The 12,108-nt window shown below is 42.7% G+C and carries 11 protein-coding genes; 5 read left to right on the top strand and 6 right to left on the bottom strand.

Going from position 1 to position 12,108, the window contains the following annotated elements:
- Positions 1 to 382 precede the first annotated feature (382 nt).
- Positions 383 to 976: a TfoX/Sxy family DNA transformation protein gene (locus VOR_RS0110650; RefSeq protein ID WP_010319691.1), complete on the top strand. Its 594-nt coding sequence runs from the start codon at positions 383 to 385 to the stop codon at positions 974 to 976.
- A gap of 70 nt (positions 977 to 1,046) precedes the next feature.
- Here VOR_RS0110650 and VOR_RS0110655 read toward each other — a convergent pair whose 3' ends face one another.
- The 3 genes from VOR_RS0110655 to VOR_RS0110665 form a co-directional block, all read right to left on the bottom strand.
- Positions 1,047 to 1,595 carry a hypothetical protein gene (locus VOR_RS0110655; RefSeq protein WP_010319692.1) on the bottom strand — a complete coding sequence of 183 codons (549 nt, stop codon included), beginning with the start codon at positions 1,593 to 1,595 and terminating at the stop codon, positions 1,047 to 1,049.
- Between the two features lie 182 nt (positions 1,596 to 1,777).
- A complete protein-coding gene (locus tag VOR_RS0110660) occupies positions 1,778 to 2,275 on the bottom strand; it encodes a response regulator (protein ID WP_010319693.1) in 498 nt (165 codons plus the stop codon).
- Positions 2,276 to 2,305: 30 nt separating this feature from the next.
- Positions 2,306 to 4,237: an ATP-binding protein gene (locus VOR_RS0110665; protein WP_010319694.1), complete on the bottom strand. Its 1,932-nt coding sequence runs from the start codon at positions 4,235 to 4,237 to the stop codon at positions 2,306 to 2,308.
- Positions 4,238 to 4,411: 174 nt separating this feature from the next.
- Here VOR_RS0110665 and VOR_RS0110670 point away from each other — a divergent pair, with 174 nt between their 5' ends.
- A complete protein-coding gene (locus VOR_RS0110670) occupies positions 4,412 to 5,671 on the top strand; it encodes a DUF945 family protein (RefSeq protein ID WP_010319695.1) in 1,260 nt (419 codons plus the stop codon).
- A gap of 143 nt (positions 5,672 to 5,814) precedes the next feature.
- Positions 5,815 to 6,912, top strand: a complete 1,098-nt coding sequence (gene serC / locus VOR_RS0110675) for a 3-phosphoserine/phosphohydroxythreonine transaminase (RefSeq protein ID WP_010319696.1) — start codon at positions 5,815 to 5,817, stop codon at positions 6,910 to 6,912.
- A gap of 102 nt (positions 6,913 to 7,014) precedes the next feature.
- Here the strand turns inward: serC and purB are convergent, their stop codons facing one another.
- Genes purB through mnmA form a run of 3 tightly spaced genes read right to left on the bottom strand, consistent with a single transcriptional unit; the run spans position 7,015 to position 10,199 of the window.
- Complete coding sequence (gene purB, locus VOR_RS0110680) at positions 7,015 to 8,385, bottom strand: adenylosuccinate lyase (RefSeq protein WP_010319697.1); 1,371 nt, start codon at positions 8,383 to 8,385, stop codon at positions 7,015 to 7,017.
- A 54-nt stretch (positions 8,386 to 8,439) separates the two neighbouring features.
- On the bottom strand, positions 8,440 to 9,057 hold the full coding sequence (gene hflD / locus VOR_RS0110685; protein WP_010319698.1) for a high frequency lysogenization protein HflD: 618 nt from the start codon (positions 9,055 to 9,057) through the stop codon (positions 8,440 to 8,442).
- 20 nt (positions 9,058 to 9,077) lie between these two features.
- Positions 9,078 to 10,199: a tRNA 2-thiouridine(34) synthase MnmA gene (gene mnmA, locus VOR_RS0110690; protein WP_010319699.1), complete on the bottom strand. Its 1,122-nt coding sequence runs from the start codon at positions 10,197 to 10,199 to the stop codon at positions 9,078 to 9,080.
- Positions 10,200 to 10,398: 199 nt separating this feature from the next.
- Here mnmA and VOR_RS0110695 point away from each other — a divergent pair, with 199 nt between their 5' ends.
- Together VOR_RS0110695 and VOR_RS0110700 are read left to right on the top strand one after the other, a co-directional pair.
- A complete protein-coding gene (locus VOR_RS0110695) occupies positions 10,399 to 10,668 on the top strand; it encodes a hypothetical protein (protein WP_010319700.1) in 270 nt (89 codons plus the stop codon).
- Positions 10,669 to 10,770: 102 nt separating this feature from the next.
- Positions 10,771 to 12,075, top strand: coding sequence for an inosine/guanosine kinase (locus VOR_RS0110700; protein WP_010319701.1), 1,305 nt, complete (start codon positions 10,771 to 10,773; stop codon positions 12,073 to 12,075).
- The last annotated feature ends 33 nt before the right edge of the window (positions 12,076 to 12,108 follow it).

The following is a 12,108-nucleotide window of genomic DNA, read 5'->3' on the forward strand; positions in this document are numbered from 1 at the left end:
ATAGATGATTCATAAATTTGTGCTCAATCTGTACTGAAGGTATTTTACCGTCTACTAACCTAAATAAGCAATCCATTCACCGTCAAACACATCAATTTGTTTGCTTTATGGTTTTCTCTTGATACGTTAATGACAGTGGATGTGTCAAAAAAATTTATTCACAAACACAATTGTGTGATTTAAATCTCATAATTCTACTGAGATATGTCTATTGATGTGATGCATGCCCAGACTTATTTTGTATCGTTAACTATGATAGTAACCATATTAAGCAAGCTAATACTAAACTACTAAAAGCTTGTTACTAACTTACTCTTTTTATTCGCAAAAATACGCTGCTATCTGGTGATCACTATTAATCGGGGAACTTGATTAAGGATCAATGGATATGATTGAGCATGCATTTTTCAATTACGTTATTAAATTTGGCGCGTTCCAAAAGCGTTCAATGTTTGGCGGTGTTGGGCTTTTCCAAAAAGAAGCGATGTATTCACTGATTAGTGAAGAGTCTGTTTTTATTCGTGGTGGTGAAGAGCTCGATGATGTACTGACAAAATTAGGCTGCGAAAAATACAAACACGTTAAAAAGCAGACCACAGCGACGGTTAATTATTATGATATAACAGAGCTTTTTGTGAGTAATCATGAGAGCCTAGATACCATAATTGAACGTTCCATCCGCTATTCTGTTGAGCAACGTAGCTTTCAAAAATCTTCTGCAAGTCGTCGACTACGTGATTTACCCAACATGCAGTTAACGTTAGAGCGTATGGTTAAAAAAGCGGGCATCAATGATGTGGAAACATTCATGCGCTTAGGTGCTCCTACGATATTTTCTAAAGTGAGAAAAACGTACGGCAGTGACGTCGATGTAAAGCTACTGTGGAAGTTTGCTGGCGCGATCGAAGGCATTCATTGGAAATTGCTGCAAGAGCCTCGCAAGCGTCAATTATTAGAAAGCTGTTCATTACGCTGACAGTTTGGAACAGTTATCAAATAAAAAGCCGAGTCTTACGTCTCGGCTTTTTATTGTATTTAGCTTACACCTAGAACTTAAAACGAGTCGTAAACATCAGTTGATCGCCGTAAGCATCATTGATGCGAGCCTCGGCACCGAGAGAGAAAAGTTCTGTAGAATGAAAACGGGCATAAACAGACGCAATCCAGTCATCATTGTCATCGATAGAAACAAAGCCACCTTTGCCACCAACTTCTAACTGTGGTCCAAGCCATTGACGTACGCCAAGGTTTAATTCCATTCCTGTATCGGCGCTTTTATTATCGCGGGTATCTACGACGCGTAATAGCATTTCACCCGTGAAGTCAGCCCAGTTGTTAATAGGAGCATGAAAGCCAAAACCTGCGGCTGCGTCAAAATCACCTTCAAACTCAGAGTCTATACGACCAATGACATGTGCATTTGGGTGAATTGATTTGCTCATCGCAGCACCAAAGGTGACTGGACTTGCTCCAATACGAGCTTCGATATAGTCATAACTAAAATTGCTCATGACGGATGGGCTATTTCGGTCTATTTCTGCCAGTGTTTGGCCTGAGGTTAGCAGCAAAGCGGCTGCAATGATTGTTTTACGCATAGTCACTATAAACCTATATTTTTAGTTCATTTCCATGGTCAGTCGCGGAATACCCACGGTGACATTAAAGAATTTAGACATCTTAGTGCATAGATTGACATTGTCGCCATTAAAAAGTGTCATTCTTTTGTTGTCTTCGCAAAAAATAAGCAAAGAGAGTGCCATTTCTTCGTTAGGATATTTTATTCACCAAAACTGATGCGGTTTTGTGCGATCGCATTGAAGATTTTCTCGGCATCCAAGACTCTGGCCCAAGGCATTAAATCCGATTCATTTTCAATCATATATTGTGTTAATTGATCTTTGATAACATCGCGGAGTTTGTTCCCATCCCAAGGTTTGGCTACATAAAAATGTAGGCTGGCATTATTCACCGCTTCTACCGTGTCTTCTAGCCCTGCTTGGCCTGTTAGTAGCACTTTGCGTGTATGTTGCGTCTCTTCATTGCGGCTTAATTCAATTAAGAAACTAATACCTGTTTGTTCGGGCATAATGTGATCGCACAAAATTAAAGCCAGCTTGATATTTTGAGCTTGGTGATCGGCAATCACTTCTTTTGCCTCTGCAACAGATTCTGCGGCTTCTAAGATAAAAAACTCTTCAAATTCGTCGAGGTCTTGTACGACGCTGTCCAACACTTCACGTTCATCGTCCACGCATAAGATCAAAAATTTGTTCATGATATTCTCCTTAATCATCAGCACGACAAGTTATCGACTAACTGGCAGCCATACCGTCATCGTCGTGTATTTATCCTGTTCAGATTGAACATCGATCCAACCTTGATGCTGCTGGACTATTTGTTGGCAGACAGAAAGCCCAATACCGAGCCCAAAGTTACCTTCTTTTTTAGTGGTGTAATTTAAGGTAAAGATACGATCTTTGTCGTCATTGGTGATCCCACAACCATTATCCGTGAAACTGATAGTAATAAAGGGTTGATTACTCTGATTAACTAATGCGGTTACAATGTGCAGTACGCCATTAGCTGGAAAGGCATCGATGGCGTTTGAAATAAGGTTTGTCCACACTTGTTGTAAAGCAATCGGCTGACAGGTAATCAAAGGTAAATCGGCATACTCTTTTTCGACTTTGTGGCGTTTAAGACGGTTTTCGAAAATAACCAGAGTGTCTTCAATACCTTCATGAATATTGACCTTGTGCAGCGCTTCATCATCAGGGCGAGCATACCCTTTAAGGCTTCGTACCATATCGGCGATGCGTTGTGCACAAACATTGATAGAACGAAGTGTACTACCAGTTAGAAAATAGTTTTCTAATTGCTCCAGTGTCTCTAGGGTCTTTTCAGGGGCGTGCTTAGCTGATTGTCTGAGTACGAGGTCATCATCCAGATTCAGTTTGACCAATTTTTTCGCGATCAAACGGTGATGAATGTCATTTTCTATGGCTTTTGCACGAGCCCGCTCTTCTGATGTAGAAGTAGGCTTGGCTGAAAGTGCATTCCTTAATAACTGGCTGCCTTTGTACTGAAGGTTTTGATGTTCGGTCTCTTGGACTAAGAGCTCGATTTTGTCTGACAGCGTTTCAGTTCCACGTAAAATGGCTGCGACAGGGTTATTGAGCTCATGAGCAACACCAGCAACGAGCTGACCGAGCATGGCCATTTTCTCGCGCTCGATTAATTGCCGATGCGCTGATTCAAGTGATTCGAGCGTTTTTTGTAGCTGCAATTTAGTGTTGATACTGCGTTGTAAGCGGCGGTTAAAATGGCGAAGCAGCAAGTTAGTAAACAGGGGTAATAGCCGAGTATCCGAATGCATGACTTTGGCAAATACATCTCGATCTAGCTTAATCACATCCGTTTTGGTCAGTGTAACGGCGGTTGAAAACGATTTTTCACCAGTAACAAAAGACATACCACCGACAATGTTGCCTTTTTTATGGCGAACCACTTCCATTTGGTTGCCTAAATCATCTTTTTTATACAAAGCGACCTCACCTTCAGTAATGAACCAAAGAAAGCGGTTTTCCTCTCCTTCTTTAGTGAGAAAGTGGTTGGTGGAATAGGTTAGGCAGGAGTGTGTTTCATCTTCGTCTTCATTTGCAAAAAATTGATGCAATGCACCAATCACCTGTTCGGCTAGTGCTGTATCTGAAAGCTTGTGGTAATCGGAGATAAAACCATCTCGATAGCTGCGCATTTTATTATCGATGTGCGCGCGTAAGATGCGCTGTTGATCAAGTACGGTGCTGTAGTTAAGAATGTTGTCTTGATCATTATCTAAGATGTAGGTCGTGAGCTCTTTTTGGATGGTTTTATAGAGCACGTTATCTTGTAGTGGTTTAGTGAGACAGTGATCTAATCTTCCCTCATTGACGGCGGTGAGAATGGCTTGAATATCTTGTCCGCAGCTTATCAGCACTTTCCGCGCTGAACGCGTGTGGGTTGATTTATCGAGTTGAGTCAAAAAATCCGCACCATCAAACTGCTCATGGTGACTGGCAATGACCAATGCAATCGTTTGTTGCTGTTCGTGCAAATATTCTAGGGCTTGCTCAGCTTCATCTATGGTGTCCGCTGTATGAAGATCAAATTTAGCGGCGAACGGAGCTAACTCAGCACGCAATTGTTCTGTGCTGATTGGGTTATTGTCTAAACAAAGTAGTGCGTAATGGTTCACTCAAGCCTCTGCCGCTCTTGCTGTTTTGACTACTGTAGCAAGTATTACGCGGTGGGTTTGAGAGCTAGGTTTTAGAATTTCTCATCACATCTTAGCAATACTCTGACCTAACTCCATGTTTTGGTTTTCAATTGTTTACGGTAGACTGAGTGAAATCTTTAGGAATGGAATATTATGAAACAGTTAAAAATCATTGGCGCGCTTGGTGGTGCTATCGCGTTAGCGTTATGTTGGCCGCTGGCTGTCGGGCAAATTGGCGAAACGTTGGTCACTAACGGTATTGCCAATTTTTCTTCAGGCTCGATTGAGGCGGAAATTGTCAGTTATGATCGCGGTTATCTCTCATCGACTGTGCAAACACGTTATCAGATTGCAGATAACACCCTCAAGCAGCAGTTTGTTGCTGATGGTTTACCGACCCAAGTTTTAGTCAATAGCGAGATTAAGCATGGCTTGTTCGGTTTAACGGCTACCTCCGTTATTGCAGATCAAGAAAACCTACCATTGACGATGACCACTATCACGCAGTTGAATGGCAATACTCAATACACTGTGGCGCTAGACAGTTGGTACTACCAAAGTGAAGATGGCGAGATGACGTTCTCGACAACGCCCGCTACATTAAACGGTGATATTTCGGTGCTAGGTGAAATCACTTATCAACTGAATGTTCCTTCTGCTGAGTTGGATTTTACCAGTGGTGAAAAAATGATGCTTTCACAGCTAACTGGTCAAGGTATAGGTAAACAAGATAAAGGCTTCTGGCTAGGACAACAGTCATTGGCGTTGGCAAAAATTAATCTTGTCGATGGGCTAGGTGAAAATACGCTGAGTATGGACAACATGCGTTATTCCTTTGATTCGGTATTAAAAGGAGAGCCTTCTCGTTTTGATAGCAATCACTTGATTGAGATGGATAAATTAACTTATAGCGAAGGCGAGGTGAAGGACCTCAATCTTGACTTTACCTTGGGTGATTTAGATGGCGACTCGTTTGAGAAGCTCTCATCGCTTTACCAAAATAGCCCTGAACTGTCTGATGAAGATATCCAACAAGCGTTGCCTTATGTGCAATCATTATTCGAGAAAGGTTTTTATCTATCGATGAATAAAATGGCGCTAAAAGTTGGCCAAGGCGGATTTGAATCAAACTGGAAGATTGCCGTTCCTGAAGGAACAAGTAATGTGGTGCAAGATCCTAGCATTATTTTACCCTCCTTAACTGGTCACATTGATTCTTTTATTTCTAACCAGTTAGTTGAGGACTTTCCTTTTATCCAGCAAGGTATTGATGAGCTTGTTGTGATGGAAATTATGCAGCAAACCGATCAAGGATATCGACTCCAAGCTGAACTGAAAGAGGGCAACTTGGAATTTGAAAATGGCAATCAAATGCCGCTATTGACACTATTACTTCCAGCATTGATGCGATAGCGAACGACGCTCAAGCAAACGATTTTGCGAGTTTTAGCAATCAGTAAGAGAAAAGAGCCGATAGAAGCTCTTTTCTCGCTTTTTATCCACATCAAAAAGTGGTATTAATCACATTAATTGTCGATAGCAGGAGCAAGGAACTCATGGAATCAAATCAAGCGGGCCCAGTCTATAATTTCAGCGCAGGCCCAGCAGCCTTACCGAAAGCGGTGATGGAAAAAGCGCAAGCCGAGTTTATTAACTGGAACGAGCTTGGCACGTCCGTTATGGAAATCAGTCATCGCAGTAAACCTTTTATTCATGTTGCTCAAGAAGCGGAGCAAGATCTGCGTGATTTGCTTAATATCCCGAGTAATTACAAAGTGTTATTTTGCCAAGGTGGAGCGCGCGCTCAGTTTGCAGCAGTGCCTTTAAATCTATTGGGTCATGCAACTAAAGCGACCTATATTGATGCGGGTTACTGGGCTGAAAGTGCGGTCAAAGAAGCGAAGAAATATTGTGAAACCGATGTTTTCAATGCCAAAGTGACCAAAGAGGGCAAAACAGCGATATTACCGGCCAGCGAATGGAAAATTGATCCTGAGTCGGCTTACGTGCATTTTTGTCCGAATGAGACGATCGATGGTATTGAGATTAATGATTTACCAGATACAGATAAACCGATTGTAGCTGATATGTCATCCACGATTCTGTCGCGCCAAATAGACGTCTCAAAGTACGGTGTTATTTATGCTGGAGCGCAGAAAAATATTGGGCCAGCGGGGATCTGTATTGCGATTGTTCGAGATGATTTACTTGATTTAGCCAGTGATGTGCTGCCAGCTATCTTGAATTATAAAGTGCAAGCTGAACAAGATTCCATGTTCAACACGCCACCTACATTTGCGTGGTATTTGTCAGGTCTCGTATTCAAGTGGCTAAAAGGGCAAGGTGGTGTCGCGGCGATTGAGAAAATCAACCGCGCGAAAGCCGCGCTGCTTTATAACGCGATTGATGCATCACCTTTTTATCGTAATAACATTCATCCAGACAATCGTTCACTGATGAACGTGCCTTTCCAATTAGCGAAGCCAGAGTTAGATAGCACGTTTTTAGAGTTAGCCGAAGCTCGAGGTTTAGTTTCGCTACAAGGTCACAGAGTTGCAGGTGGTATGCGTGCCTCTATTTACAATGCAATGACACTGGAAGGTGTTCAAGCCTTAGTTGATTTTATGCAAGAGTTTGAGCAGCAGTACGCCTAACGCTTTTTGATGGTATAAAACGATATAACATCAAATACGACCTTAAAAAACAAAGCCCACGATGAAGTGGGCTTTGTCATTAATCGACTAGATTGAAGAGCATTACAATTTGTCGGTTAACTCAATTGCTTGGCCAATGTAGTTGGCTGGTGTCATCTCTTTCAAGCGTGCTTTTTCAGCTTCAGGTAGCGCAAGGCCATCAATAAAGTGGCGCATTGCTTCACCATCGACTCGCTTACCGCGCGTGAGTTCTTTTAATTTCTCGTACGGTTTTTCGATGCCGTAGCGACGCATAACCGTTTGCACTGGTTCCGCAAGAACTTCCCAGTTTTTATCGAGTTCAGCAAGCAGCGCGTCACGGTTCACTTCCAGTTTACTGATCCCTTTTAGCGTTGAAGTATAGGCAATAATTGCATAGCCAACACCAACACCGAGGTTACGCAATACGGTTGAATCTGTTAAGTCACGTTGCCAGCGAGAGATAGGCAGCTTTTGTGCTAGGTGATTGAACACGGCATTAGCAAGGCCAAGGTTACCTTCTGAGTTTTCAAAATCGATCGGATTGACTTTATGTGGCATCGTCGATGAACCAATTTCACCCGCAATGGTTCTTTGTCTAAAGTGACCCAAAGCGATATAGCCCCAAATGTCACGATCGAAGTCGATCAGAATAGTATTAAAGCGGGCAACGGCATCAAATAGCTCTGCAATATAATCATGCGGCTCAATTTGCGTGGTATAAGGGTTCCACGCCACACCTAGCGATTCGGTAATAAACTCTTCGCTAAAGGTATGCCAGTCTAGTTCTGGATAGGCTGAAAGGTGAGCGTTGTAGTTACCTACTGCGCCGTTTACTTTGGCGAGAATCTCGATATTGGCAATCTGCTTATATTGGCGTTCCATACGGTACGCTACATTAGCCATCTCTTTACCCATAGTACTTGGTGATGCTGGCTGTCCGTGGGTACGAGACAATAACGGAATATCCCGATACTCTTCTGCTAAGTGACGAATCGCATCAATAATGTTGCGCATTTCAGGAAGAAGCACGTTATCGCGAGCTTCTTTGAGCATGAGCGCGTGAGATGTGTTGTTGATGTCTTCCGAAGTACAAGCAAAGTGAATGAATTCATTAACCGCGTGTAGCTCAGGAACACCCGCTACTTTTTCTTTTAAGAAATACTCTACAGCCTTAACATCATGGTTGGTTGTGCGTTCAATTTCTTTAATACGAGCGGCATCTTCTTCGCTAAAATTATCTGCTATCGCATTAAGAAATTGATTGGCTTCATCACTGAATGCAGGAACTTCGGCAATTCCAGCAGTGGCTGAAAGCTTCTGTAACCAACGAATTTCAACAATGGTCCGATACTTGAGGAGACCAAACTCACTAAAGATACTGCGTAACGCAATCGTTTTACTTCCGTAGCGGCCGTCTACCGGTGAAACAGCAGTCAAGGCTGACAGTTCCATGTTTTTCTCCTGAATTTTGAGGTTAAGTTTGAGAGTGAATTCTTTGCGTCAATGTTAGATTCGAGCTAACAAAATCTGAGCTTGTTCGATCATTTTCTTACGACCGAAGATCAGATGGCGACGCTTTCCTCCAACCTGACGCCACAAGACAGCGCAACGAATTCCTGAAAGGAGTAGGGCGCGCACTTTGTGTTGGGTTGAAGTTTGCTGAAGTATGGTGGGGGTCCCAGTGACTTGGATTCTCGGGCCAATAGGGCTGATAACATCCAAGTAGATACTGGCAAGGTTGCTGATCATCTGCTCATCAAGCAAGTCAAAATGGTTGATTTGACGTTCAATCGTTTGAATACGATCGCCCAACTGTGACATCGCATCACGACGAGCGCTTAATTTACGCTCTAATGCCATCAGGCTAATGATATAGCGAGTGATCTCACTCCCTGATGGCGTGCTATCAATACCTTTCACCAAACATTCGAGGCCAATTTTTAAGTTCGCCTCAGAGCCGAAGACATCAAGTGTATTATTTTGATTAGTACTTAAGATAGCCGTTAGAGAAGTTTCAAACGCGTCTGAATCACAGTGACCATTTTTTGCTACGTGTTGCACTAAAGCGACAGCTTGGCAGATACCCGCAAAAGCGATGGTATGGTCATAAAGGGTGTTAGCCACGTTTATTACTCCTAAGTTGTTTAAATTCGCTGCTCAATAATTCCACCACCAAGACACACATCGCCTTGATAGAAAACCGCGGATTGACCAGGCGTGACGGCCACTTGTGGCTCATCAAAAATGACTTTAATGTTTTCATCATCAATAGGGATGATGGTACACGCTATATCCGTTTGACGGTAACGTGTTTTTACCGTGCAGCTTAGCGTTGCTTGGATTGGTGTACGATCAACCCAGTGTAATTGGGAAGCGATCAAGCCATGAGATTTCAATAATGGATGATCAGCGCCTTGGACGGCAATCAAAACGTTGCGCTTGAGATCCTTATCAGCGACATACCATGGTTCCTCGTTACCGCCACCGCCTTTTTGGCCACCAATGTGTAACCCTTTGCGTTGACCTAAAGTATGGTACATCAGGCCTTGATGCTCACCAATTACGAGACCTTCTGGTGTCTGGATTTTACCCGGTTGTGCAGGCAAATAGCGAGATAAGAAGTCAGTAAATTTGCGCTCACCGATGAAACAGATACCGGTTGAATCTTTTTTCTTTGCTGTGATTAAGTCCTGTTGTTCAGCGATGCGTCGAACTTCGGGTTTTTCTAAGTCACCTACAGGGAATAAGCTACGAGCCACTTGTTCATGGCTTAATGTGTACAGGAAGTAGCTTTGGTCTTTGTTGTTGTCAAAGCCGCGCAGCATTTGTGGTTTATCATTACCGTCAGGGAAGGTGCGTCGAACATAGTGGCCCATGGCGATATAATCGGCATCTAGCACTTCATCTGCAAACTCTAAAAAGGCCTTAAACTTGATTTCTTTGTTACAAAGAATGTCTGGGTTGGGAGTTCGCCCTGCCTTATATTCCTCAAGGAAATATTCAAATACGTTGTCCCAATATTCGGCGGCAAAATTAATGGTATGAAGAGGGATGTCTAACTTATCGCACACGGCTTGTGCATCGGCTAAATCTTCCGCCGCTGTACAATATTCCTCGTTATCATCTTCTTCCCAGTTCTTCATGAACAGGCCTTCTACTTGATAACCTTGCTCTTTGAGAAGATATGCCGAAACGGAGGAGTCAACACCACCGGACATGCCGACGATGACTTTCTTTTGGCTGTTTGCGCTGCGGTTGTTTGACATTACTTAGTACCACTCGATTGACTTGGTCGCAGATTCTAGCAGAAAGATTTTCGTCGCGACAGATCCGAGACAGTAATCACACTTCCATTGAGTTTAATTGGCTTTGTTTCCATCAATATTGTCCATAATTAGTTTTAGAATTCCACTCTTGCTTATGGCATAGTGCGTGCCATTTTAAAGCGTAATAAAAGGTCGCAAAATGCAAGATGACAACCAGATTATGGATGACGCGTTTCTGATCGAAACCGTAGAGAACCAGCTTGCGGATGGGAATCCGATAAAAGTTAAAGAAACCTTGATGCGCCTAATGATGACAGGCCATTCAAGGGAAGACGCCGTAGCATCGATAGCTTGTGCGCTTGCAATTGAGATTTTTGATGTGATGAAAAACGAAGGGCAATTTGACCTAAAACGCTATTCAGAGCATTTAGATAGGTTACCTGATCTCAGCTTTATGGAAGGTGAATAAAAATAACCAAGAGCAAACGTTTGCTATGATTGCCTTAGTTGCCGCGCTAATGGGTGCGCGGTAGAATCGCGCATCTTTTTCCCCTCTACTCAGACTGATGTTATGAAATTTCCTGGCCAACGCAAATCAAAGCACTACTTTCCTGTCCATGCTCGTGACCCACTTGTGATCCAAGCACAAGAAAATAAAAAAATGTCGCGCACACATATTATTGGTATCGACCAGACATTGGTGGATATAGAGGCGAAAGTAAATACTGACCTCATTGACAAATATGAGCTTAGTAAAGGCCATTCATTAGTGATTGACGACCAAAAGGCTGAAGCTTTGTACACTGAGCTCAAACAAAATGGCCTTATTACTAACGAATATGCGGGGGGAACGATTGGCAACACATTACACAATTATTCGGTACTGGCTGATGATCGCTCAACGTTGTTAGGTGTGATGAGCCAAGATATTAAAATCGGCAGCTACGGTTATCGTTATTTGTGTAATACATCCAGTCGGATGGATCTGAATTATTTACAAGCGGTCGATGGTGCGATTGGTCGCTGTTTTGCCTTGATCACCGAATATGGCGAGAGAACCTTTGCGATCAGTGAAGGGCAGATGAATCAACTTCGCGCAGAAAGTGTTCCAGAAAAAATATTTAAAAGTGCTTCTGCCTTAGTACTGACCGCTTATTTAATTCGCTGTAAAACTGGTGATCCAATGCCGGAGGCAACAATGAGAGCGATTGAATATGCTAAGAAATATGATGTGCCTGTGGTGTTAACCTTAGGCACTAAATTTGTGATTCAAGGCGACCCTCAATTTTGGCAAGATTTTTTACGTGATCATGTTACCGTTGTTGCGATGAATGAAGATGAAGCCGAAGCATTAACCGGAGAAAATGATCCTCTTGCAGCGTCAAATAAAGCTTTAGATTGGGTCGATCTTGTATTATGCACCGCAGGACCAGTCGGTTTATTTATGGCAGGATATACTGAAGATGCAGCGAAACGTGAAACATCGTTGCCACTATTACCTGGTTCTATTGCTGAATTCAATCGTTATGAATTTAGTCGCCCAGCATCGAAAATAAGCTGTGAAAATCCAATACGTGTTTATTCTCATATTTCACCCTATATGGGTGGGCCTGAAAAAATTAAAAATACTAATGGTGCGGGAGATGCGGCGTTATCGGCATTGCTGCATGATATGGCAGCCAATAAATATCATAAAGAGAACGTTCCTAATTCGAGCAAGCATCAGAATAATTTTTTAACCTATTCATCCTTCTCGCAAGTTTGCAAATATTCTAACCGTTCCAGTTATGAGGTGCTAGCCCAGCATTCGCCTCGTTTGTCACGTGGTTTACCTGAACGTGAAGACAGCTTAGAAGAAGCGTATTGGGAAAGATAAAAGATTAAAATAATAAAAAGGCTCCGTTAGGAG

This window comes from Vibrio ordalii ATCC 33509 (assembly GCA_000257205.1).
Taxonomy (GTDB): domain Bacteria; phylum Pseudomonadota; class Gammaproteobacteria; order Enterobacterales; family Vibrionaceae; genus Vibrio; species Vibrio ordalii.